We start from the raw sequence: 24,099 nt of genomic DNA, 5'->3' as shown, positions 1-24,099 counted from the left end.
TGGCCAAAGTTCACTTGCAGGTCACACCACCCTCATCAGGCGGTGCTCCCTCCACAATCATGCTGCATCATCGAGCCGGCACTATTCCGATGCCACAGCCTCAGCGGAAGCCACCTCGGCAGATACCTCTTCCGCTCCCACTGGTTGTTCCTGCAAATAGGCTTCCTTCACCTTGAGCAGGTAGAGTACCAGCGGGCGATAGGCCAAGTGTGCCCACTTGGCGAAGGGCACTTCCAATACCAGCATCGGTACCGCAACCATCATGTGCACAATGTAAAGACCGTAGGTTGGCAAAGGCCAGTCCACAAGTCTGGTGATATGCACGAAAATACCCGTAAGGGTGGTCAGTTGCAGCAGAATGAGAAACATCCAGTCGGTCGGATGCGAATTCTTATAGGGGGCTTTGGATTTCTTCAGACGTCCTATGATGGCGTAGGTCGTTCCGTACATGATGGCAAAAGTCGAATAGTAACCCACCAGCCGCCACGGGTGCCACAAAGGATAAATCACATCCCGCTGGAACTTGAGGTTCTCGATGGTGAGTCCGTTTATGAACACAACCACCATGAGAAACACTGAGGCATAACCCGTCATGATCATGAGATGCACAAACCACTGCATCCTGTCGGTGCATTTGCCAAACTTTTTCTGGGTAAGCGTATGCACTATCAGCTCTTTGAGCTTACTGGCGTAGATCTTCACAGGAATCTTGAAAGCCAGGTCGCCCATGATGAACCGAAAACAGCGAAACACATTGGTCAACAGCAAAAACGACAAGATGGCAGCCATGCCCAGATCGGCCAGTTCGATCGCATGCGACGGCCATACGGAGTTCAGATGGGCATGCTCCCAATTGGGATTGCCCGTGTTGAAAAGCAGCATCCCCAGACCGACCAGTATGGCGACCGCCAAAATGGCAATGATCTCGAACTTTTCCGACGTATAAAACTTTCTGGAAAATCCCGTCCAATCGTACAGGGAAGTGAGATATCGCCTGGTCACCATCATTGCCTCACCAGGATCGGCGCCCCGCGGGCAATTGGTTGAACAATCGCCGCAGTAATAGCAGAGCCAGGGCTCCGGCGCATGCAGAATCTTGTCCTTTTGCCCGAGCTGAATATAGCGTACAAACCTCCTGGGAAAAGGATTTTCGGGTGTCGAGAGCGGGCACACCGCCGTGCAATTCCCGCAATGGAAGCACTTATGGGCGTCTTTCAGCCCAAAATGTTTGAGATCTTTCATAATACTGGTGTCAACTTTGGCGCTCATCCATTTGCCTCCTTATGTCATCTTTCCAGATATAATCCTCTTTCTGGAAGCGCTGCACCCGGCGCGCGAATCGAGAGCCCATAAAAAGCCTCGGACTCTCGATTCCCCCTGCGGCACTTCCGCTTTTTCTTGAACGATGCGACAGCCGACCTAATAACCTTTGTATGGGTTAGGTCCAACTCCTTCCAGTGTCTCGGCAAATTCATCCAGGAGAGCAGGGAGCTTGTGATAGTCAGTAATGGATATCGTTTCAAAGGTGACACGCTCAGATTCGAGCACCAGACGATCAAGAGTCTCTTTGACTTTGCTCAAGCGTATTTCGGCCAGTTCGCTGCCCTTAATGAAATGGCACTGATAGTTGTCCCCGTGCTGGCAACCCAACAGCAGGATGCCATCGATGCCCTTGGACAACGAGTCGGCAATCCACACCAAGTTCATCGAACCGAGGCACCTCAGGGGAACCACCCGAACCCAGGCGTTGTAGCTCATGCGGCGCAATCCGGCCATATCCAGAGCAGGGTAAGCATCATTTTCGCAAGCCAATACCACAATGCGCGGCTTTTCTTCATATTCATCCGGCACTTCGATGGCCTTGATCATGTCCCCAATCATGCCCACAGAGTAGTTCTTGAACGAAATGATCCGTTCCGGACACGCCCCCATACACACCCCGCAACGGCGGCAACGGGTAGGCTGAGGCAGAGGATTGCCCTTTTCATCTTCATTGATGGCTCCGAAAGGACATTCCTCAGTACAGCGTTTGCACTGTGTACAGCGTTGCATAAAGAATTCAGGATAGGTCATGTCACCGGCCCGAGGATGAACCGCGGCGCCCTTCATGGTGAGTTCGGTACACTGGATGGCCTTCATGGCCGCACCGGCGCCATCCTCAGCCGCACTGGCAGTGCCCATGGCGCGCCGCACGCAGCCCGCGGCGTAGATCCCGGTGCGTCGACTCTCGTAGGGAAAGCAGATGAAATGGGAATCGGGGAAACCGTAACGCAGCCCCGGCAATTCAGGTCCCTGACGATACTCCAGATTGAGAATGTCGGAAACGATGACGGTGTCTACCGGCACATCGCTGGCTTCTTCTTCACCTTCTTTTTTTACCAGTTCCTTGAAGTCCTTGCCGAATGAAGTTTCCGGAACCATTCCAGTCGCCAGGACCACCAAGTCCAAATCCTCCAGGATAACTTCTTCGCCCAGCAACTCGTCGTGAGCCTTCACTCCCAATCCGGCGCCATTGGTCAGCACCTCGGGGTCCTGGCAACGCAGAAAGAGCACGCCTTCTTCTTGGGCTTTACGGTAGAAATCCTCAGCCTGGCCCGGAGTTCTCATTTCTTTGTAGAGCACAAAAACATTGGCTTCAGGATTTTCCTGCTTGACCTGGATGGCCTGCTTGAGGGCCGTCACACAGCAAATGGTTGAGCAGTATCCCAGATGCTTCGGATCCCGCTGCCCGGCACACTGCAGAAAAGCGGCATTTTTCACCGGCTGCCCATCGCTTGGTCGTGCGATGGGACCCGCCTGCACCATTTCTTCGAACATGACATTGGTGATCACGTTAGGGGACGCGCCAAAGCCCAATTTCTTATCCAGTTTGTTCGGGTCATAAGGCCGCCAGCCTGCCGCCAGCACAACTGCCCCTATGTGATGTTCATTAGTCGCTCCATTCTGCTTGATGGAGGCATTGAACACACAGGGCCCGCCTGCAAGTTTTTCAATCTTGGCTCCGGTGTAAACGGTAATATTTTTGTTCTGTTTGACCTTTTCAATCAATTCATCGATATCGTTGGCTTTCATTTCCTTGTAGGGAAAAGTGACCTTCTGTTTGACCTTCTTTTGGAACCCGCCCAGCTGCGCTTCCTTTTCAACCAGCACCACGGAACGTCCGGCTTCTGCAGCTTCTAGAGCGGCATTCAAGCCGGTCCAGCCGCCGCCGACCACCAGTACATCCCTGGACATTTCCTGGTCCGGCTGATAGGGTTCGGGCAGTTCCATTTTGGTGGTCTTGACGATGCCCATGCGCAGGTAATCTTCGGCCATCATCTGAGTGTCTTCATCGTTAGGTTTTTGCGACCAAACCACTTGTTCCCGCAGGTTGACCCGATCCAGAACACACCCCTCAAAATTAAAAACATCATACATGACTCGCGGTGAGCAGGCCGCCACAACGATGCTGTTGACACCCTCGCTGGCGATGTCATCCTGGATGAGCTTTGCTCCTTCCTGGCTGCACAGATTCGCATGCGTTTTGCAAACGGGCACCTTGTATTCACTGGTTGCCACTTCGCTGAGCTTTTCGATGTCTAAGGCATCTCCGATGCCACACCCTGAACAAATATATACGGCGATCTTTTTCTCCATTGAGTTTACCTCCTGGCAATGGACTGGATGGCTTTAAGTGCTGCTGCCGTGCCGTCGGCAACGGTTTCATAGACACCAACAGGAGTTCTCGTGCAGCCGGCGGCATACAATCCCGGCTTGGCCCCCAATGCAGAGACAAACCCATATTCATCATACGAAACAGGGGTGGGAATTGCATCTTCAGCGGTGTTTGGCTGCATACCGGTTGCCAGCACTACCATATCCATGGTGATTTCGTGCAGGGTCCCGCTGGTAGTGTCCTCGACCCGCAGGACTAAATTATTGGTAGCGCTGTCTTCTTCAATTTTGGCCACTTTGCCTTTGAAAAAGACGATATTCTCATCTTTTTTCGCTTTTCTGTACAGATCCTCCAGCCGATCTGTTGCCCGAATGTCGATAAAGAAAATGTGAACCTTGGCATCCGGAAGTTGCTCCCGCACATAGGTCGACTGCTTCATGGAAGCCAAACAGCAGATGGACGAACAAAAGGGCAGGTGATTTTCATCGCGGGACCCGGCACACTGAACAAAGGCAATGTTTTGCGGAGCTTTGCCATCGGATGGGCGCAAAATTTTGCCCTGAGTGGGACCGTTCGAAGCGGCCAAACGTTCCATCATAACGTTGGTAACGACGTTGGGATATTTGCCGAAACCAAGGTTATCCAGCTTGGTGGCATCGTACGGCTTCCAACCGGTGGCCCAGATAATGGCGCCGACCTTAAGCTCCACCGTCTGAGGCTGCATGTCCAGATCGATGGCATCATAGGGGCATGCCTCTTTCACCTTTTGGGCTTCACCGCTTTTCACCAGGGCGGGATCCAACACGTAGCGCATGGGGAAAGCCATGTCATGGGGCAAGTAGGCGGCTTTGGTTTTGTCCATCGCATAATTGAACGGATTGTCGATTTCCATGGTGCAAGCTTCCGCACATTTATTACAGGCAGTGCATTTCTCGTTCACATAGCGCGGATCAATCTTAATGGAAACGTCCCAGTTCCCCTCTTCCCCGGATATCGATTCCACCACAGCCATGGTGTAGAATCGAAACCTGGGATTATTTTTGATACGGCGGAAATTGATCTCCAGGCCACAATAGGGGGGACACATCTTGGGGAAGTACTGATGAAGCTGAGCCACTCGTCCTCCGAGGTACGGATTCTTCTCTACCAGGTAGACTTCGTGGCCCGCTTCTGCTGCTTCGATTGCGGCGCTGAGTCCGCTCATGCCGCCTCCGACCACCAGAATACTCTGCGTTACTGCGTTTGCCATGCTTATCCTCCTAAGGTGATTGAAAAAATATATCGAGAACCCCGCTAGCGTTTGGGCGTAATCTCCGCCAACCCAATTTGCTGAGAATGTGGGCTAATTCATTTGGGTTAGATTATCATGTGCATATATACACAATGAGGTGATTCCATGCAAATAAAAAGATGGGACAACTTCAGAAGTTTTCCCTTTATTTGGGAATTGTTGGCGTCTTTGAGCACTGGCAAGAGGCAGCCGTTGGGGAAGAAATTGTGAAAAAAAGATCACCAAGCCGGTCATTCCCCTTGCAAAAAGGCGCTATCTCGCTTATGTTTTTGAGCCGAGCACTTCTTCCAGGAAAAGAATTGCCTTATCTTTTTAGTCAAAGAAAAGCCGTGTTCGGGCAATGCTAACCATACAAAAATGGAGTGGGAGTATGGAAGAAAGACAGGATCAAACCAAAAAATGGATCGAGATAGGAATTAAGCTGGCCTTGTCCTTGGCACTGTTATTTCCGGTTTATGTCCTGCTTTATGCGACGTTCCCGGCATCGATCTTGGCCATTTATCTGATTTCAGCGGTAGTCTTCGCCCTCTTCGCCCCATGGGATGACCTCAGAAAAAAATTTTTATCCTGACATCTTCTTGTCACTCAAGGACCCCTCGCGGCTCTTGTGTGAGTCTTTTTCACCCGGTTGCCGGCCGGTTCGTGAGAGTCGGCGGCATTAAAGGGTGCAGGGGGTCCTTTGCGGTTTGGCCTGTGCTCCACCCAACACCGTACCATGTCCTGCCGGCAAGGCTGGTTGTTTCCACGCAACTTTTCAACTTTCAAGGAAGATGGCATGAAAGTGATTCATTATTCCGCAGCCGAAGCAAAAGTGTTCAATGCTGATCCGGCCAAGGGAGTGACCGGTCGGGTCGTCATCGGCCAGGCGGACGGTGCAGCCAATTTTTGCATGCGAATCTTTGAGCTCTCGCCTGACGGGCACACCCCTAAACATTCACACAGCTGGGAACATGAGATATTCGTGCACGCGGGGACGGGAGCAGTCTGGAGAGACGGCGCGTGGGTTGAAATCGCCCGGGGCAGCGTCATATTCGTTCCGGGCAATGAAGAACACCAGCTGAAAAACACCGGTACAGAAGTACTGACTTTTGTCTGCCTGATACCCTCCGGAGTAGAGGAGATCTAAAAGCGCGTTGTGGAAGGCCGGCCCTACATCATGCCGACGTTGCACCACCACGGCGGCAGCAATTCAACACAACCGCATGATTGCCACATTCCGGCGTTTGTGCCGGGCTCGATGCGGGGATCCAAGGAATGGCGGAATGGCGCGCACTCAACCCCCCGACGGTCTCCTGCTCGGTGTGATGAGACTTGATCTCTCAGCACCCGATTCAAAACACCTGACCGTTTGATTCACCGGAATTCAATCGCCCTTTTTCGTCTCAGCACCGGCAGGGAGATCTGACTGATCGAGGCCGTGCATATTGCGGGTCTTGGTGCTGACGGTCTGCAAGGGTGCAATATCCTCCCCGCTCGCAGCACCCAAATCTTTGAACCGCCTGGCGGCGACCATCACTCTTCCCTCCATCGAACCGACCGCCCTGTTATAGGCGTACACTGCCTTGTCCAGTCCCTTGCGCATTTCTGAGAAATGTCCGACGAGGGCCCGAATGCGATCGTACAGAACTTTACCCAACTCGCTGATCGCCTGCGCATTTTGAGCAATTTGCTCTTGCCGCCAACCGTAAGCAATGGCCCGCAGCAGGGCGATGAGGGTAGTCGGCGTCGCCAAAATCACTCCGCGTTCAACCCCGAATTCGATGAGACCGGGGTCTTGTTCCAGCGCCGCACTGAAAAAAGTTTCACCGGGCAAGAAAAGAACGGCAAATTCCGGAGTCGGATTGAATTGATCCCAATAGGCTTTACTCGACAGCTGCAACAGGTGTGAGCGAATTTGACGAGCATGTTCTTGCAGTTTCTGCACGCGGTTCGCCTCATCCTGCGTTTCCAACGCTTCCAGATATGCCTGCAAGGGGGCCTTGGCATCGACCACGACGTTCTTGTGATTGGGCAGCCTGATGATCATGTCCGGTCGCAATCGTCCGCCGTCGGTTGTCACCGATTGCTGCTGCACAAAGTCGCAATTTTCAAGCATCCCGGCAACCTCTACCACCCGCTTCAGCTGAATTTCTCCCCAGCGTCCCCGCACATTGGGCGCGCGCAAAGCCCGCACAAGATTAGAGGTCTCTTTTTGCAACTGCAGCTGAGTTTGAGAGAGCGATTTGACCTGTTCATACAGGCTTGCATAAGCATGCGTTCGAGCCTGTTCGATTGCTCGAATCTTATCATCCACTTTGTCTAAAGCCTCTTTCAAGGGCGAGACCAATTCGCCAATGGCCTTGCGGCGCGAATCCAAATCATTTCTTGCGCTTTCTTGGAATTTCTCCAGGGTAGCCTTGGCAAGATCGATGAAGGACTGATTGTTCGAGCGCAAAGCCTGCGCGGAAAGCGCCCTGAATGCATCTGCCAGTTGTGTCTGCGCCGCGTTCAGAAGACTCAGCTTCTCCCCGGAAATTTTGCGCTCATCTTCAAATTTTGCGGTAACTTCTGATAGTCTGACAGCCAATTGACTCTTTTCCGCCTGCAATTGCGCAATGTGTTCATGGGCTTCCGCATGCAATCTTTCCAGCTCCGGAATCCGCAAGTTTCGCTCTTCAGCTCTCACCCGCCGTTCGGACTGCAGCTCCAGTTCACTTCTCAAGCCGGTGCATTGAGAGAAAGCATCGTCGAGGGAATTTTTCAATTCTACGATGTATTGGTCTTTGGCCGCCAGGCGCTCGCTCATGGACGATTGTGCCAAATCCAAAGCGGACTGGGCGCGCTCTTCAAGCCGCTCGATTCTCATTCGGAAAAACCACCAGGAGAACAAAAGGCCGACTAAGAAGCAGACCGCGGGAATGAGCCAAGGTAAAATAAACGGCACAACTTCCTGCATGGCAACAACTCTTTTCCCATATTTTTTCTAATGACGCCGGCGATGGCATTGCGATTTGGATCGGTGGGTAGCGGGGTGCCTATCCGAAATATTGGGATTCCCACCATCCAGCCTGTTGAAAGTAACGGGAAACGCTCGATGCCGGGGGGGGGATCCGTACAAATAAAAAAGGCCGGGGCACTACCTCCGGGCCATTCATTGTTGTGGTGGAGCTGAGGGGAGTCGAACCCCTGACCTCTTGAATGCCATTCAAGCGCTCTCCCAACTGAGCTACAGCCCCAAAGGTGGCGTATGAATACAAAAAACGACCGGGAATGTCAACTTTTTTCTTGGCTCGGCCCTTTGACCACCCAACTATTTGCTCGATGCGGCCGGTGATCTCCGTTCTGTATCCGTGTTTCCGAGTCACCATCGATGGCACGCCAAACGCAGCAGCGTGTTCCGGTCTGAAGAAGAATTTGCTTTGGTGTCCCTTCAAAATGGACCGGCAGCGGCCCAATACGGGTGGAATTTTTCTTGACACGATGAAGCCATTTGGCTATTTAGGTATCCTCTTGGCCGGAGTGGTGAAACTGGTAGACGCGCTGGACTCAAAATCCAGTGGGCCTTGCGCCCGTGAGAGTTCGAGTCTCTCCTCCGGCACCAGAGTTGCCTAACGACCACCCGTACTTAGCTTTCGTCGGTGGTCATTGGTTTGCGGGGCAGTGGTGGTCCGGTAGTCCGAGTTAAAGCAAACTCTCCACGCAGTTCCTTAAAGCTCACCTGAAAGTACCTTTCCAATGCAGCCGTGGTTTTGTCTCCAACCAGTCTCTGGATGTCAGCAGAGCCAAGATGCTCCCGCAATGCCTGCGCCGAACTGTGCCAAGTCCCCGGATAGATGGACACGCCTTCAATGCCCAATCCTCACGTAGCTCCTCTATTCCTCATACCATCCCGGAAGATTTTTGCAGACGACTCCAACGACCGGCACCAATGCCGCAGAAAGAAGCCTAAGCAAGCTTGCCGGACCACGCAGCCAGGCGTTCTGACAGAAGGTCCCCATGCGCGATGATATCAATGCTACGACTTGCATCACCGGTGATGGTGATGCGCACATCAAAGCGTTCCTCGGGGAGATAGGGTCCCAGCCTGTCCGGCCATTCGATGATGGCCACGCCTGTACCATAGAGGGCTTCACGCCACGGGAGAGTATCCAGCTCATCCCAGTCGCCGAGCCTGTATAGGTCCAGATGATACAAATGCAGTCGGCCGTGGTACTCGTTTATGAAAGTAAAGGTAGGACTGGTTACCGGAATGGACGACGGCACACCCAATCCTCGAGCTATACCGCGGGCAAGCAGCGTCTTGCCGGCACCCAGTTCCCCCCACAGGGCAAGAATATCCCCCGTCGCCAGCATTGCTCCTATGCGCCGGCCAAGCTCACAGCTGTAATCCTCATTTGCAGAGCTGAGCGTCAGGTGCTTCATCTGCTCTTTGAGCTGCCTTCAAGGCAGCCAATAACATGTGCAATTTCATCCAAAATTTGGGATGCCAGAAGGCCCCGTGAAGCCACTTTGGCCATGCGCCGATCCGCCGACGCACCGTGTACGAAAACGCCCAGGCAGGCCGCTTGGTAAGGGTCCAATCCCTGTGCCAGGAAACCTGCTATCATGCCGGTCAGGATGTCTCCCATGCCGCCGCTGGCCATGGCGGGGTTGCCGGTACCGTTGACGGCCAGTCTGCCGTCAGGAGCTGCGATGATGCTTCGATGACCCTTAAGTACCAGAGTCACGCCCCATTGGCGACTGAATTCCGCTGCAATAGCAAGACGATTCTGCTGCACCTCCGACGCGGAGCAACGAATCAGGCGAGCCATTTCACCCGGATGGGGAGTCAGAATCAAAGGTTGACTCGTTGCCCTGAGCAACTCAAGCCGGTCGGCCAAGATAGTGAGGGCATCGGCATCCAGCACCATGGGGCACGGCGCTTGCGGCAAAAGTCCCGCTACCAGGGTTCGAGTGCCCGGATGGAGAGAAATCCCCGGCCCCACTGCCAGCACCTGCTTCTGTTGCATAAATGTCAGGATTTCGGGAAGCGCCGCTTGGTCCGGCGATTGTTCCTCCGTTTCGGGGATGGGGAGCGTCATCATCTCCGTCAATTTGACTTCGACTATGGGATTCAGGCTGGCCGGGATAAACAGGGTCACCAAACCGGCCCCGACGTGAGCGGCCCCTTCGCAGATCAACGTTGCCGCTCCCGTCTTGCCTCTCGACCCCGACAGGACCCCCACATGGCCGGCCTGCCCTTTATGCACTGACGCACTCCTGCGGGAAAGCCAGCCGGACAGGTAATCTTCATCCATCCAATAGCGTTGTGGAGCATTTGCTTCAAGAACCAGCTTGGGAATCCCGATATCAATCACTTTGAGGGTCCCGACGTACTCTTCCCCGGGATCGACTATCTGACCAATTTTGGCCAGACCAAAGGTGGCTGTCGCCCTCGCTCGGATGGCGGCCCCTAGTACTTTACCCGTACTCGCATCGAGCCCAGAGGGAACGTCCACAGCCAAAACCGGCAAATTGAGCTCGTTGACTGCCTCGATTATTGCTCTAAAAAGGCCGCGCACGTCGCTGTTGAGACCCGTCCCCAGTATAGCATCAACGATAACATCGGTTGCTTTGATGCTCTCGAACTGTTTTTCAAATTCTGCGGCCTCATCCCACACCATGACGGGCACCTGCAACTTGGACAGTATCTGGAAGTTGACAAGGGCGTCGCCTTTGAGCTTCTCCGGAGGCCGCAGGCACACGACACTCACTGCAGCACCTCGATCATGGAAGAGGCGTGCCAGAACAAATCCATCTCCGCCGTTGTTCCCGCTGCCGGCTAAGATTGTGATACGACATTCGAGAAGGTTCGGTATCACTTGTTGAAAAAACTCTGCCGCCCCACGGCCGGCGTTTTCCATCAGCACGATGCCCGGAACACCCACTTCCTCTATGGTTATTCTGTCCAGCCGTGCCATTTCCGAGGCAGTTACAAGCCGCATCGCTACTCTCCTGATCCTGTCTATCGCATGGGGGCATAGCCAGCCCGTGGCTGATCGGCGGGTGCGGAAGATGAATCGCTTGGTTAAAGCCCTGGCGGTGATGGTCCGCGGTCCATCTACCTTTCGACAACCACAACGGCCGCACCGTACCTTCCATCATCCGTAAGGCTCAGGTGCCAGCCTGTGATACCGACTTCTTCACAGAAACGCAGTGCGCGCTGTGAGAGAAAAATCTCGGGCTTCCCCAATTGGTCGTTGCGGACCTCGATATCAAGCCAGCGTACAGGGGTTCGCATGCCGGTTCCCAGGGCCTTGACAAAAGCCTCTTTGGCCGCAAAGCGCATGGCCAGGCAGGCGGCTTGATCTTTTTTATCCGCACAGACCCTGCATTCAAAGGGGGTAAAAACTCGTTTTTCGAAGCGCTTCCCCCATCGGCTCAACATGGCTTGATGCCGGTCGAGCTGAACCAGATCAATGCCTATGCCATAAATCGCCATCTATCCATTCACCAAAGCAATCATTTCCCGCACTGCGCGTTCTATCCCGACCAGCACCGCCCGGGCGATCACCGCATGGCCGATACTGTATTCTTCTATCTCGGCAATGTTTCTCAGCCAAAAGATGTTCTGATAGTCGATCCCGTGGCCGGCATGCACGCCCAATCTTAATTCGTCCGCCAGTTTGACGGCGGCCACAATGCGATCGTATTCTTCCTGTCGCCTGAAAAGGGTCTTCGCATCAGCAAAGGTGCCGGTGTGAATCTCAACAAAATCCGCTTCGACCCGCTGGGCTGTTTCGACGTGAAGCGGATCCGGATTGATGAAAAGACTGACCGCAATGCCACCGTCATGCAACACCCGCAGAGCCTCCTTCAGAGAGCTCTCTTGTGCAACCACGTCGAGCCCGCCCTCGGTGGTCAGTTCCTGTCTTTTCTCGGGAACCAGAGTGACCAGATCGGGTTTGATGCGCAGAGCGATATCGATCATTTCCTTGGTCGCAGCCATTTCCAGATTGAGTCTCGTCTTGACGGTCTGTCGCAGGAGTTCGACATCGCGATCCTTAATGTGACGTCTATCTTCACGCAAGTGCACCACGATTCCCTGAGCTCCGGCCAGTTCAGCCAAGGCTGCTGCGGTGACCGGATCGGGTTCGGCACCCAGTCGTGCCTGCCGTACGGTGGCGACGTGATCCACGTTGATTGCTAATTTGGCCACAATTCCTCCTCCATGTTAACTGAACAGCTGAGCACCATGATTCCAAAACCAATCAAAATGGGTTTCCCGGTGACCCAGCAATTTCATGAGCTCCATGGTCTTCATGTCCATTCGCTGGGCTGGTTCGTCTCCTTGTTCATGGTCATAGCCGACCAGGTGCAAGATCCCGTGAACAAGCAGGAGATCCAGCACTGAGGCAAGCGCCACATTGTGTTGTCTGCTGATCCATTCAGCCGTCGGGGCGGAGATGACCACATCGCCCAGCATGTGGGGTTCGACATCGGCGAATTCCCCTTCGGTGAGAGAAAACGACAGTACGTCCGTTGTGGAATCCTCTCCCCGATATTGCCGATTCAACGATAACATCTCCGCATCGTCAACAATTGTTATGCTCAATTCTGCGTCAGTGTAGCCCAAGGCGTTTAAGGTCGCCCTGGCCGCCCTCTCGAGCCGGAGATGATCGATCTTTATCCTGCTTTGGTTCACGCTGACTTGAATCACCGGCATCGGTCTTAGCCTTTCCATTAGCAGCCTGGGCGACTGGGTATTCAACCCTTCGGTGGTGCACAGTAGCCAGGACCTGATTGAAATGCTTGGCTATTTGATGGAGATCCTTCAGTGTCAGTTCGCATTCTTCCAGTTGGCCATCGCTGAAAATATTGTTGATCAGTCGATTAACCAATCCTTTAATCCTTGCCGGCGTCGGATCGGAGAGAGAGCGGCACGCCGCTTCCACCACATCGGCCAGCATGACCAGGCCCGCTTCCTTGGTCTGGGGCTTGGGACCGGGATAACGATAGTCATCTATATCAATGGGGGGGAGCTCTGAACGCTTGCTCGTTTGCGCCTTTTCCCTGGCGTCCAGGGCTTTGTTATAAAAAAATGAGATAAAGCTCTTGCCGTGATGTTGGCTGATGATGTCAATAATCGACTTTCCCAGGCGATGCTGCCGGGCCAGTTCGACCCCTTCCTTGACGTGCGACATCAAAATAAGACTGCTCATGGAAGGAGCAAGTTTGTGATGAGGGTTTTGGCAGTCAAATTGATTTTCTATGTAATAATGAGGTTTTCTGATTTTACCAATGTCATGGTAGTAACCGGCCACTCTCGCCAACAGTGAATTAGCGCCAATGGATCTAGCCGCTCCTTCGACCATGTTGCCTACAATAATACTGTGATGGTACGTTCCGGGAGCCTGCATCATCAATTCCTGAAGCAGAGGCTGGTCCATAGAGGCCAGTTCGAGGAGTTGGATATCAGTGGTGTAACCGAACACCATTTCGGCGAGAGGGGTAAGGCCTGTAACAAGAATGCCGGAAAAAATACCGCCACAAAATCCAAAGAAGGCATTCATCAGAATTTTCAAAATGACCCAATCCTGGTTGAGGAGAGCGCTCAGCACGATCAATATGACGTTGCCGGCCCCCACCAGAAGGCCCGCCTTAATGGGGATCATCCGATTTCTGCAGGGTGTTACGGCATGAGCGGCCACGAACGAGCCAAATAAAAAATAAAAGAAAAGCCAGAAATCCATGCCAAACAGCATGCCGGCGAAGATCGTCGCAACCAACGAGAAAATCAGCGACACAGTGACGCCAAAGAAAATGCCGGCCAGCATGGCCCCTGCCCCCATGGGAATGGCGTAGACCAGCGCATCGCCCGTTAACACACCCGAGCTGTCTCCCACGATATCCGACATCCACAGGGTAAATCGGGCTGTCGTCAGCAGCAAGACCAGCAGCACCCCTAAAAATATTAAATCCTCAGACCCCATCCGATAGGTTGGCAAGTGCTGGCGGGAAACCAGGACTACAAGGCGGATGCAGAGTCCGCTGAAAAGAAAAATGGAGAAAAAGACGATCGAAGGGTGCCGCGTTGACCGCCCCTGTTGATACGCCTTAAGGCGCAGCATTTCGTCCGGTCCGATTTTCTGCCCTTCTCGCACGAGCATTTCATTCTTTTTCACCTGCAAATACACGGGTTTGACAGCCTCATGCACCTGTTGCCGAAGTGCCTCTGTGGCACCGATACTGAAGGTGAGATTGGGTTTGAGAAGTTGTGCTGCCAGAAAAGCGAGGGCCAGGGACTGTCCGGTTTCCAGAGATTCATCAAGTGCCCGCATGCGCACAGCTTTCCGCGCTTCCTGAAGGTCCGGAAACGGGTGAGGGGGCGGTAAAACGACCTCTTCTCCGGATGCTACATTGCGTACCACAATTTCCTTATTGAGAGCATCACGCAGCAGAGCCTGGTTGGCTACGATTTTTTGTTCAAATGCATTCTTGAGCAGTTGGCATAAAATGTTTTCCATCTGCTCGTTAAATCCTCCCTCGGCGAGGGTAAGAAAGACCTCGTCTTTCAGATGGACACCCAATACAACTTCAAAATCTCTTTTTAACCCAAGGACCTCCTGGTCGGAGGGGGGCGTCATGTGAGTCCCGGACTCGATAGCTCGATCAGGCGCGAGAGTGGCCCTGTCTTGCTGGGCCAACACTGCTCTCATTCTCTCGAAAGCTGCTTGCACTTTGGCAAGCGCGCTGTCAGCAACTCTTTCATCCAAATCGTACACCAGAGGCGCTTGACGCAACGCTTCTTCGCGCCTGCTCAAGGTCGCTTCCTCGTCTTCTATGAGAAAATCCCGCCTTGCCTTGATATTGCGGTCAGCTACATCGCCAAGCTCATAGGAAGGATTGCTGACTGTAAATGATGGAGTGAGCAGCACGGCTATGATAAGGCTGAGTCCCGCCAGCAGGATCCCCTTCTGAAACGAAGTGTCGCGCACAGCCAGCGGGAATATTCTGCGCTGCAAAAGTCCTCTTGTCTTGCTCTTATTTTTATCCGTGTCGCGCTTTTCCCTGCTCATGGCTTAAATTCCGTTAACTGGCATCAGACCTAAGCCTGCGGCCCTCGACCCGCTCGTAAGCCTGGATGATCTCTTGAACCAGGCGGTGGCGCACAACATCCCGGTTGGAAAAAAACACGAATCCTATGCCTTGAATACCTCGCAGAAGCTCGATGGCTTCCACCAGGCCGGAAGTCTTGTTTTCGGGCAAATCGATCTGGGTGATGTCGCCGGTAATGACCGCCTTGGAGCTCAAGCCCAACCGGGTCAAAAACATCTTCATCTGTTCGGTGGTGGTGTTCTGAGCTTCATCAAGAATCACAAAAGCATCATTCAGTGTGCGTCCTCGCATGAACGCCAGGGGAGCAACCTCAATTGCTCCCCGCTGAATGAGACCGGAGGCCTTTTCAAAATCCATCATATCGTGGAGGGCATCATACAGGGGGCGCAAGTACGGATTGACTTTTTCTGCCAGATCGCCCGGCAGGAATCCCAGCTTCTCTCCGGCCTCGACCGCCGGGCGAACCAGCACCACACGACGAACCAGCTCTTTGCTCATGGCCGCCACCGCCATGGCCATGGCCAGATACGTCTTGCCGGTCCCGGCGGGCCCAATGCCAAATACGATGTCATGCTGCCGAATGGCTTCAATGTATTCTTTTTGCTTTACGCTCTTGGGTGTTATTGTGCGCTTGTTGGAGGCGATAAAAACACGATCGAGGAAGATGTCTTTTAAGCTGCGGTTCATGTTTTCGCTGAGAATGCGGATAGCATACACAATGTCGCTTGCATAGAGGGGGTGACCACTCTGTATCAAGTCCGCCAGTTCTTTAAGCAAACGGATTGCCAAGTCTACTTGCGCAGGATCTCCCGTGATGGAAAACTGATTCCCGCGAAGATGAACGCGCACATCGAGCTGCTTTTCAATGATTTTGATGTGGCTGTTCTGCCCTCCAGCAAGCTGTTGAACCAGCAGATTGTCGTCAAAGGAAAGCTGCGCCACTATATCCCCATATTCCTTGTTCTGAAGTCTCTTTTTCGTACTCACTCCATGAATGAAATGAGGGGTCTTCAATTCAAATTCTCAACCTGTGCAGGACTGGGTAAAGCTAAAATAGCTAACATCTATTTGCAGTCCCGACAACCTTTCTATAATTCCCCCCTGCATGAGCATGCAAATAGAAAATTTCTATTTAAAAAAATGCATTGAAATTGAGTGAGTTACACGTGCCTATGGGGGGCGGATCCGGGCCTAACCCTGCGTCATGCCCGCCAAATACCGCCAAGGAGGCAGCCGTCCATTGGGTTACTCTGGGCGAGACTGGACGTGATCCGGCTTGTGTGGAATAATAGGGGGCAAGTGTGAGTGAGTGGACAAGGAGTATGGAAAAAACGATGAACTCTCTCGATTGGATTCTTCTGGGCGTAACCGTCATTTGTGTTGTGCGGGGAATTTGGCGCGGGGCTGTCGCCCAGATATTCGGTATCGCCAGCCTATGCGGCGGGTTCCTGACGGCAGCACACTATTATGAAGGTGTCGCAGCCAGGCTTGCGCATGCATTTCCAAATCTGACGGCCGTCCACGTCATCAGTTTCATCACGTTATTTCTTCTGGCCTGGTTCTGCGTAGGCCTATTTGGCTTCGGGATATCAAAATTGCTGTACAGAACCGGGCTGGGCTTTTTCGACCGATTTTTTGGGGTCGGGGTAGGCCTCGGCAAGGCGCTTGCCTTCAGTATCATTGTCATTTCCACGCTCACCTTTTTTATCTCCGCCAAGAGCCCCCTCCTCCACAAATCGTACTTGGCCCCTCACATTCAGGGGATGGCAAGAATTGTGATCCAGGCGACGCCTGCGAGCGTCCAGCAACTGTTCGAACGCAAACGGCTGGAAATCGAGCGCTATTGGACGGCTTACGAGAAGACCAGAGCAGCAGGAATTGCATGGCAGGATAGAGACAACCGAGGGGTGAAATTCCAACAATGACCGAAGCCGAAAACTTACGATGGGAAAAAGTTCAACAAATTTGGAAGATTATCAAGCAACTTCGGAGTGAATCAGGGTGTCCATGGGACCGCAAACAAACCCCCGAAAGCGTGCAGACGTATCTCATCGAAGAGGCTCATGAAGCTGCGGCGGCGGTGCGCAGCGGCTTGCCCCAGGAAGCTGCAGAAGAACTTGGGGATCTGCTTTTCATGGTGTTCTTTTTGATCCGTCTGTATGAGGAGAACAATGATTTTTTACTCGATGATGTCTGTGATCTCATCACTGCAAAAATGATACGGCGGCACCCGCATGTGTTTGGCAATGCCAGTGCCCGAACTCCCCAAGAAGTTCGCCTCAACTGGGAAAAGATAAAGGCCGGCGAAAGAGCTTCCGGCAATAAGTCCAACGGCGACATACCTGAAACCTTACCGGCACTCATGCGAGCTTATCGGCTTCTGTCACGTTCATCGCACGATAAGAGTACTCGCTTGAATGACATGCATCATCAAGTCCAGGATTTTTCTATCAAAAGCCATTTACTTGTAAAAAGACTGGAGAGTGGAGAACAATTATCTGCAGGAGCCATTGCAGAACTTTTCATCAGTTTGGTGAATCTGGCGCGCCTGGAAGGGTATCGGGCAGAAGATATTCTGCACAGCGCCCTGCAGCCGATGCAGGAATCTCTAAACAGCAGAGATCCCGCCCTTGCCGGGTGACCGTGCGGTTCAACCGCAGCCGCAGGCGGGAGTATCAAAGGATCGGCATCTGATCACGGCCCCCCGGCGCCGGCCCTTCCTTCCGCCGAACATGGCAAGCGGGCAAAGGGATCACACATCAGTTTGAATCAGACCATCCGAGCGCATCTATGACCCCGTGGCAGCGACAACTAGTGGCGATGAGGTAATTGCCTGGAGTGCACTGGATTGCCTCGAGAGCACCCGTGAGAGAACTACCCGGATAGCCTCCAACGCCGGGCGCCAGTTGCCAACTGCGCACAACCACGATAGCAAAGCCGGGCACTTCCACCCGCGTCAAATCGTCAAATAGATTCCCCTGCCTGGGTTCACCCGTATAGGTACAGATCTCGTCCGGTTCATTGCATGCATCGGGGCATTTGAACGTGGCATAGCTGGCGTACAGCGTCTTGCTGTTCATCCTGAACGGATGCGGAACTTTTTTGTCCACCGCCTGGGGAACGCCCATCTGATTGACGGTATGCACCGACTTGAGTTGGTACATCAGCCACTGGAAAGCTACGTGCACGGGGATTGCCGGAATGATCCATTGATCTTCTGAAAACCGGTTTGAGCAAAGGTAGGAGACTGCTTCCGCGTGCACCACCGGCAGGGAGAATTCTTCTTCTATCCTGGAAAGGTTTTCTGTGCTCGAATCGATGACAAGAATCGAGGCCTCCGCGTAACGGCGGCTTAACCGCTGACTCGCCACGCGGCCAAAGTGGCCGGCTCCCAAGATGTAGATTTGCCTGGGGGGAAAATGAGGCGGCTGTGATGACGAAACGTCTTGAATCTTTTTGTCAAATTGCATAGTAGCTGTACCTAATCACTTCAGCAAATTTTGCTATAATGGTTGACGGCCCTCTCAGTGAAGGAACAATAACTTATTCATGGGATCGCAATGAGCAACATATTTCACATATTCGACAAAATTGCCGACCAGAAGATCCGCGAAGCGATGGAGCGCGGGGAATTTGAAGACCTCCCCGGGCAAGGTCAGCCTTTGAACCTGGAAGATGACAGCCACCTACCCCAGGATCTCCGCCTGGCTTATAAAATCCTTAAAAACGCCGACTGCATTCCTCCGGAATTGGAATTGCGCAAAGAAATCCACAACACTGAAGCACTGCTCGCGGGCATTCAGGACACTCAGGAGAAGTATAAGCAGATGAAAAAGCTCAACTACCTCATGATGAAGCTCAGCATGACTCGAAAAGGCTCCCTCTTGCTTGAAGAAAACCAGCATTACTACGAAAAGGTATTGGACAAAGTAAAAGTCAACCGCCAGGACAAACCCAGCTGACCAGCGAACTGCCCGCTACCAGTCCGCCGCACGAAGATTATCATTTTCTGGATCGCGCGGGTATACTACCCGCACCACTGTTTCAGAGCAAGCAAATTGCCTTCCGCGCGGGGATGCAAGATTTTGAGAAAGGTGGATAAGCCTGCCATTGACGCAGCATTTCAAATAAGATAGAGATATAGACTGTCAATTCTGCAGGTTTGCTGCACGGTTTTTGCCCTAAGCTCGGTGTTGAGCTGTATATGCTGCCGGTTAACGATACAGAACGGACATCGGTTCTTTGAAAAATAGCAGGTTCAGGTATCCTGAGTCCGGGATTTAATAGGGAAGACGGTGAAAATCCGTCGTGGGCCCGCCGCTGTGAACGGGGACGAAAGCCACAAAGACCACTGGCAACATCACATTGCCGGGAAGGAGTGGCCAGTAGACCGATCCGTAAGCCAGAAAACCTGCCTGAAGCCGAAGTTGATGCTAACAACAATGTATGGATTAGACGTGGGGGACGAGGATTTTTCCTCCATGAAGCAGAGGATCAAGTAAGCTGGGTGCAGTCCTTGCGATCCCACCTTCCCAGGTGAGGTCCAAGGACTTTTTTGCTTTTGGAGGAAATTTTGCGGGGTGAAAGCGAGGAAGGAATGACGGAGATGGCCTCGGAGTCCAAAGATTGTGCCGAAGCGAGTCGCCCGGGGTTGGTGAATGCAGGGCAAACTATAGAGGACAAGAGCTTCAACATCATCGACGCAGAAATGGGGCCGCATGAATTTCAGCCTGATCAATGGCAAATCGTCAGGCGCATCATTCATACTACAGGTGATTTTGATTACGCCCGCTGGGTTCGGTTTCACCCGCTATCGATTGATGCCGCCATGAAGGCCCTGAGAAGGGGCGAAAAAGTCATTACCGATACCCGAATGATTCACACAGGCCTCTCGCCCTGGCGGCTGAATTGGTTCGGGACCAGAGTGATAACACCCGCGACGGACAGCGCATCGCAGTTGTGGGCGGAACAACTGGGGACAACGCGATCGGTAGCCGCCTTCCGAAAGTATTCAGAGCAGCTTGAGGGAAGTATCCTGGCCATTGGAAACGCACCAACAGCCCTGCTTGAGATACTGCGTTTGGTTAAGGAAGAAGGCATTCGGCCGGCTGTTGTCATCGGAGTTCCCGTAGGCTTCGTCCAGGCAGCAGAGTCCAAGGATGCCCTTTGGGAGCACAAGGAGCAACCATCGATAACCGTGCTCGGCCGAAAAGGCGGAAGCACCGTAGCCGTTGCGATTCTGCATGCTTTGATGGAATTGGCCAGACCTGAGTGAACAGAGGGAAAGTTATGCTTGGTACATTGTATGGCATCGGAGTTGGGCCGGGAGACCCTGAGCTTTTGACTCTCAAGGCGGTCAACGTTTTGGGCAAGGTGGCGCATGTTTTTGCTGCTGCCTCCAGTAAGAATGATTACAGCCTGGCTTATGAGATTGTAAAGGGTCATCTGCCAGGGAACGTTCCGGTTGATCAACTGAATTTCCCGATGACATTCAACCCGGAAAGCCTGGAAACAGCGTGGCAAACCAATTGTGAGAAGGTGGTAGAGATCCTGAAAGAGGGAAAACATGTGGCCTTTCTAACTCTCGGGGATCCACTCACATTCAGCACTTTCATTTATCTGATGCGAAAAATACGCGAGCGATTGCCGCAGGTTGTCATTTCCATTGTACCGGGAATCACTTCATTCCAGGCGGCGGCGGCTTGTGCCACTGTACCGCTGGCAGAGGCCGAAGAGGTTTTCACTGTGGTATCAGGAGCCAAGGGCGGCGATCGCCTCAAGGAAGTGATTGCGGCTTCAGACAACGTGGTCTTGATGAAGACCTATAAGCAGTTCCCTCAGATACTGCAGCGGGTTGAAGAAATGGGATTGCAGGATTGTTGCTGCTTCATCAGCCGATGTGGCCTGGATGGCGAGATCATCGAGCAGGATTTCAAAAAGCTCGTTGAGATGCCGCAGCCGAACTATTTGTCTTTGATGATCATCAAGAAGCGCGGCCTGGAAGCCCGGTAGATGGAGGCGAGCCTGCATTTGCTGGAAGGTGCGGTGGTTGTTTTGTTGCATGACAGGATGCATTCTTTCTGCCGCATATTATCCTGCTTGTGCGATGCCCGGACCCGCTCCGGTTCATGCCTGATTCCGCTTTCCTGAAACATCGAAGGACTCCAGGCGGGGAAAACGAGATGGGAAGCAGCATAAGTCGGTGGCCCAACGAAAAACCACCAGAAAAATCTTATCGGATACTGGGCCATTGGTTTCGATCCCGTTGTTCCCTTGGTTTTCTTTATTGGTTTGCGGCCCTTTTGATGATTGCTCTGAGCGCCTTTTTGACATCCGGGATCGGCAGCTTCGACACCACTTATGATGTGATCTGGCGATCCTGGGCAGCTCCATTGCATCCCCAGTGGGCAGAGGGAATAGACGAAAGGGTGCGCTACATTGTGGTCCATGTCAGGTTGGCCCGCATTTGTCTCGCCCTAGCGGTGGGAGGATCGCTGGCACTGGCGGGCGCGGTCTATCAGGGGGTGCTTCTCAACCCTTTGGCCGATCCTTTTACTCTTGGGGTCTCTACCGGGGCGGCCTTTGGCGCCTCGCTTTATATTCTGTTCGGCTGGGCAGGGGGCCATTTCTGGGGTATGAGCTCTTTGCCTATCGCCGCTTTTCTCGGAGCACTGGCAGCCCTCTATCTTGTCTATGCATTGGGCAGAGTAGATGGTCAGATCCACACAACGACACTCATTCTCGCCGGCATTATCGTGTCAACATTCTTGTCCGCCTGGATTGGGGTGTTGAAAAGCCTTAACGAAGACTCGGTGTCCACTATTGTTTTCTGGGTCATGGGCAGCTTGTCAGGCAAGAGTTGGGGACATGTGCTGCTGGTTTTGCCCTACCTTGTCGCAGGGGGGGCTGTGATCCTTTACTATGCGAGGGAGCTTGACCTGCTCACCCTGGGTGACGTGCCAGCCCAACAGCTGGGAGTCGATGTGCAGCAGATACGATTCAGACTCATGCTCGCAGCCTCACTGGTCACAGCCGCCGCCGTCTCGGTCAGTGGAGTAATAGGGTTTGTTGGGCTGGTGGTGCCTCATTTGGTGAGGTTAGGCTTGGGACCGCATCATAGGCGCCTGTTGCCGGCCGTTTTTCTGGCGGGCGCTGTTCTTCTGCTGATGTCGGACACACTAGCTCGCAGCTCTCTTCCCAATGGTCAGGAATTACCTGTGGGAGTGGTGACCGCTATCCTCGGAGGTCCTTTTTTTTGCTATCTAATGCTTCATCGAAAAAAATACCTGCAACTGTAATACATGTGCACGACCTGCGCTGTGGGTATCGGCAGAGGTCCGTACTCAGAGGAATTTCATTTGATGTGCAGCAAGGCGAATTCATTGGCCTGCTGGGACCCAACGGTTCCGGCAAGACCACCCTGCTGCTGGCTTTAAGCGGTGTGATTCCCGCTCAGAGCGGCCGGATTAACGTTATGCAGCAGCCAATATTCCAGGTCAAACCTAAAGAACGCGCCCGCCGCATGGCTGTGGTGACCCAGGATACGGCCGTGCATTTCCCGTTCGTGTGTGAAGAGGTGGTGCGGATGGGGCGTTATCCGCATCAAAGCCGCTGGCAGTTGGAAGATGCTCAGGATGCGGCAGTCGTGCAACGGGCTATGCAATTGACTGACACCGAGACCCTTTCACAACGACTGATCACGGCCATCAGCGGCGGTGAAAAGCAGAGAGTATCAATGGCAAAAGCGCTGGCGCAGGAAACGCCCATCCTGCTGTTGGATGAAGCGACCTCAGCCATGGACATCCACAGAAAATTACAGATTTTCAGGGTATTGCGGCATCTAAACCAGGAGGGGGAACTGACCATCATCGCCGTACTGCATGACATCAACCTGGCTGCACTCTTTTGCCGCCGACTCATGCTGTTAAAGGAAGGCCTGCTGGTCGCCGATGGTCAGACTGGAAGGGTTATGACCTCGGAGATCCTGCAAGAAGTCTACGATGCTGAAGTATTGGTCCACGAGGTTGCGGAGACCGGCAAAAAGCAGGTCGTTTTTCTGCCTTAGCGATGACATCCGGTTGCACGAGTCTATTCTATGCGAAACAACCTTAATCTTCTGACAGTACTGGTGTTTTGGGGAGCCATCGAATGCGTATTTTTAGTGCCGGCATTTGCCATGCAAGTTTCGGATGATCAAGGCAGGATCATCTCTCTGGAGAAGCCTGCGCAGCGCATCATTCCGCTATATGGAGCCTTTGCCGAAATGCTTTTTGCCATAGGCGCCGGGGAACAGGTGATAGCCAGAACACAGGCGGATGCTTTTCCGGAAGGAGTGAAAATGCTTCCCTCGGTTGGCACCCATATGAAACCCAATGTGGAAATGATTATCGGACTGAAGCCTGATCTGGTGATTCAGAGCGCCAGTCGACGGGAGGCGATTCCCGGGATGGACAGCCTCGAGCAGGCAGGCATACCGGTTGCGGTCTTTGCCCCCAGGAACTTCTCCGGGATTTTTGCCACGATATCGAGACTGGGGCAGTTGACTGGGAGGGAACAGCAGGCCGAGTCGCTGCTGGAAGATCTGCGCAAGCGCCTTGCCAGAGTACAGTTCCATCTCGGTCTCAATCAGGCGGAAAGTGTTTTGGCAGGAACCGACAAGCGCATTCTTGCTCGTTGTACCATCAAAAGACGCCGCACGGTGTTCTTCGAAGTGCGGGCAGAGCCCCTCACCGCCGCCGGGCAAGGTTCAATGGTACAAGACATATTGAATCTCGCCGGCGCGAATAATGTCGTAAAAAGCGAGAAGTCTCTGCTGATCTATAACCTGGAATCCCTTTTGCTCAGTGATCCCGACTTCTACCTGGTGCAAACCGGTCCCATGAACCGCAATCCCGTTGATCCGAGAAAACGAGTCCATTTCGAAAAATTGCGGGCGACGCGCGACGGCAACGTTTTGTATGTCGATGAATTTCTTTACTCGCGGCCCGGCCCGCGCTGCGTCAACGCCGTGGAACAGTTGGCCGCAACACTTTATCCGGAATGCTTTCGGGCGGGCACACAATGAGGGTTGGTCCAT

23 protein-coding genes, 2 tRNA genes and 1 riboswitch are annotated in these 24,099 nt (G+C 53.2%); of the genes, 12 read left to right on the top strand and 13 right to left on the bottom strand.

Features of this window, described 5'->3' with window-relative positions; genetic code table 11:
- Positions 1–81: 81 nt before the first annotated feature.
- The 3 genes from K1V27_RS05310 to K1V27_RS05300 all read right to left on the bottom strand — a co-directional run bounded on the left by K1V27_RS05310 (position 82) and on the right by K1V27_RS05300 (position 4,904).
- Positions 82–1,269, bottom strand: a complete 1,188-nt coding sequence (locus K1V27_RS05310) for a 4Fe-4S dicluster domain-containing protein (protein ID WP_258928523.1) — start codon at positions 1,267–1,269, stop codon at positions 82–84.
- Between the two features lie 150 nt (positions 1,270–1,419).
- Positions 1,420–3,636, bottom strand: coding sequence for an FAD-dependent oxidoreductase (locus tag K1V27_RS05305; protein ID WP_258928521.1), 2,217 nt, complete (start codon positions 3,634–3,636; stop codon positions 1,420–1,422).
- Between the two features lie 5 nt (positions 3,637–3,641).
- The gene (locus tag K1V27_RS05300; protein ID WP_258928519.1) at positions 3,642–4,904 is read right to left on the bottom strand and encodes a CoB--CoM heterodisulfide reductase iron-sulfur subunit A family protein; all 1,263 of its coding nucleotides are present in this window, start codon (positions 4,902–4,904) and stop codon (positions 3,642–3,644) included.
- A gap of 161 nt (positions 4,905–5,065) precedes the next feature.
- On the opposite strand from K1V27_RS05300, the gene K1V27_RS05295 reads away from it, so the two are divergent.
- From K1V27_RS05295 to K1V27_RS05285, 3 genes are all read left to right on the top strand, one after another.
- The gene (locus tag K1V27_RS05295; protein ID WP_258928517.1) at positions 5,066–5,293 is read left to right on the top strand and encodes a hypothetical protein; all 228 of its coding nucleotides are present in this window, start codon (positions 5,066–5,068) and stop codon (positions 5,291–5,293) included.
- Between the two features lie 23 nt (positions 5,294–5,316).
- Positions 5,317–5,517: a hypothetical protein gene (locus K1V27_RS05290; protein WP_258928515.1), complete on the top strand. Its 201-nt coding sequence runs from the start codon at positions 5,317–5,319 to the stop codon at positions 5,515–5,517.
- Between the two features lie 204 nt (positions 5,518–5,721).
- Positions 5,722–6,072 carry a cupin domain-containing protein gene (locus K1V27_RS05285; protein WP_258928513.1) on the top strand — a complete coding sequence of 117 codons (351 nt, stop codon included), beginning with the start codon at positions 5,722–5,724 and terminating at the stop codon, positions 6,070–6,072.
- Between the two features lie 237 nt (positions 6,073–6,309).
- Here the strand turns inward: K1V27_RS05285 and K1V27_RS05280 are convergent, their stop codons facing one another.
- Together K1V27_RS05280 and K1V27_RS05275 are read right to left on the bottom strand one after the other, a co-directional pair.
- Positions 6,310–7,791, bottom strand: a complete 1,482-nt coding sequence (locus K1V27_RS05280; protein WP_258928512.1) for a DNA recombination protein RmuC — start codon at positions 7,789–7,791, stop codon at positions 6,310–6,312.
- A 294-nt stretch (positions 7,792–8,085) separates the two neighbouring features.
- Positions 8,086–8,161, bottom strand: a tRNA-Ala gene (locus tag K1V27_RS05275).
- A 277-nt stretch (positions 8,162–8,438) separates the two neighbouring features.
- Between K1V27_RS05275 and K1V27_RS05270 the strand changes: the two genes are divergently transcribed.
- Positions 8,439–8,526 (top strand) — tRNA-Leu (locus tag K1V27_RS05270).
- 344 nt (positions 8,527–8,870) lie between these two features.
- Here the strand turns inward: K1V27_RS05270 and tsaE are convergent.
- The 7 genes from tsaE to K1V27_RS05235 form a co-directional block, all read right to left on the bottom strand.
- Complete coding sequence (gene tsaE, locus K1V27_RS05265) at positions 8,871–9,347, bottom strand: tRNA (adenosine(37)-N6)-threonylcarbamoyltransferase complex ATPase subunit type 1 TsaE (protein WP_258928510.1); 477 nt, start codon at positions 9,345–9,347, stop codon at positions 8,871–8,873.
- Entirely contained in the window at positions 9,344–10,909 is a 1,566-nt protein-coding gene (locus tag K1V27_RS05260) for an NAD(P)H-hydrate dehydratase (RefSeq protein ID WP_258928508.1), read from the bottom strand. Before K1V27_RS05260 ends, tsaE begins: the two co-directional genes overlap by 4 nt.
- A 116-nt stretch (positions 10,910–11,025) precedes the next feature.
- Complete coding sequence (gene acpS / locus K1V27_RS05255; RefSeq protein ID WP_258928507.1) at positions 11,026–11,406, bottom strand: holo-ACP synthase; 381 nt, start codon at positions 11,404–11,406, stop codon at positions 11,026–11,028.
- Positions 11,407–12,123, bottom strand: coding sequence for a pyridoxine 5'-phosphate synthase (locus K1V27_RS05250; protein WP_258928506.1), 717 nt, complete (start codon positions 12,121–12,123; stop codon positions 11,407–11,409).
- Between the two features lie 15 nt (positions 12,124–12,138).
- Complete coding sequence (ybeY, locus tag K1V27_RS05245) at positions 12,139–12,630, bottom strand: rRNA maturation RNase YbeY (protein WP_258928505.1); 492 nt, start codon at positions 12,628–12,630, stop codon at positions 12,139–12,141.
- The gene (locus K1V27_RS05240; protein WP_258928504.1) at positions 12,527–14,983 is read right to left on the bottom strand and encodes an HD family phosphohydrolase; all 2,457 of its coding nucleotides are present in this window, start codon (positions 14,981–14,983) and stop codon (positions 12,527–12,529) included. Before K1V27_RS05240 ends, ybeY begins: the two co-directional genes overlap by 104 nt.
- Before the next feature lie 13 nt (positions 14,984–14,996).
- Positions 14,997–16,010, bottom strand: a complete 1,014-nt coding sequence (locus tag K1V27_RS05235) for a PhoH family protein (protein ID WP_435051660.1) — start codon at positions 16,008–16,010, stop codon at positions 14,997–14,999.
- A gap of 347 nt (positions 16,011–16,357) precedes the next feature.
- Here K1V27_RS05235 and K1V27_RS05230 point away from each other — a divergent pair, with 347 nt between their 5' ends.
- Together K1V27_RS05230 and K1V27_RS05225 are read left to right on the top strand one after the other, a co-directional pair.
- A complete protein-coding gene (locus K1V27_RS05230) occupies positions 16,358–16,948 on the top strand; it encodes a CvpA family protein (protein WP_258928502.1) in 591 nt (196 codons plus the stop codon).
- Positions 16,945–17,664, top strand: a complete 720-nt coding sequence (locus tag K1V27_RS05225; protein ID WP_258928501.1) for a MazG family protein — start codon at positions 16,945–16,947, stop codon at positions 17,662–17,664. Before K1V27_RS05230 ends, K1V27_RS05225 begins: the two co-directional genes overlap by 4 nt.
- A gap of 118 nt (positions 17,665–17,782) precedes the next feature.
- Here the strand turns inward: K1V27_RS05225 and K1V27_RS05220 are convergent, their stop codons facing one another.
- A complete protein-coding gene (locus K1V27_RS05220) occupies positions 17,783–18,493 on the bottom strand; it encodes an NAD-binding protein (RefSeq protein WP_258928500.1) in 711 nt (236 codons plus the stop codon).
- 90 nt (positions 18,494–18,583) lie between these two features.
- Here K1V27_RS05220 and K1V27_RS05215 point away from each other — a divergent pair, with 90 nt between their 5' ends.
- From K1V27_RS05215 to K1V27_RS05190, 6 genes are all read left to right on the top strand, one after another.
- Positions 18,584–18,985: a DnaJ family domain-containing protein gene (locus tag K1V27_RS05215; RefSeq protein WP_258928499.1), complete on the top strand. Its 402-nt coding sequence runs from the start codon at positions 18,584–18,586 to the stop codon at positions 18,983–18,985.
- 281 nt (positions 18,986–19,266) lie between these two features.
- Positions 19,267–19,456: riboswitch (cobalamin riboswitch) on the top strand.
- A gap of 140 nt (positions 19,457–19,596) precedes the next feature.
- A complete protein-coding gene (locus tag K1V27_RS05210) occupies positions 19,597–20,298 on the top strand; it encodes a precorrin-8X methylmutase (RefSeq protein WP_258928498.1) in 702 nt (233 codons plus the stop codon).
- A 14-nt stretch (positions 20,299–20,312) separates the two neighbouring features.
- Entirely contained in the window at positions 20,313–21,035 is a 723-nt protein-coding gene (gene cobI, locus K1V27_RS05205; RefSeq protein WP_258928496.1) for a precorrin-2 C(20)-methyltransferase, read from the top strand.
- Between the two features lie 293 nt (positions 21,036–21,328).
- A complete protein-coding gene (locus tag K1V27_RS05200) occupies positions 21,329–22,321 on the top strand; it encodes a FecCD family ABC transporter permease (RefSeq protein ID WP_258928495.1) in 993 nt (330 codons plus the stop codon).
- A gap of 5 nt (positions 22,322–22,326) precedes the next feature.
- A complete protein-coding gene (locus tag K1V27_RS05195) occupies positions 22,327–23,088 on the top strand; it encodes an ABC transporter ATP-binding protein (protein WP_258928574.1) in 762 nt (253 codons plus the stop codon).
- 30 nt (positions 23,089–23,118) lie between these two features.
- A complete protein-coding gene (locus tag K1V27_RS05190; RefSeq protein WP_258928494.1) occupies positions 23,119–24,087 on the top strand; it encodes an ABC transporter substrate-binding protein in 969 nt (322 codons plus the stop codon).
- The last annotated feature ends 12 nt before the right edge of the window (positions 24,088–24,099 follow it).

Source organism: Desulfoferrobacter suflitae (assembly GCF_022603395.1).
Classification (GTDB): domain Bacteria; phylum Desulfobacterota; class Syntrophobacteria; order Syntrophobacterales; family Syntrophobacteraceae; genus Desulfoferrobacter; species Desulfoferrobacter suflitae.
This window is presented reverse-complemented; position numbering and strand designations above follow the sequence as displayed.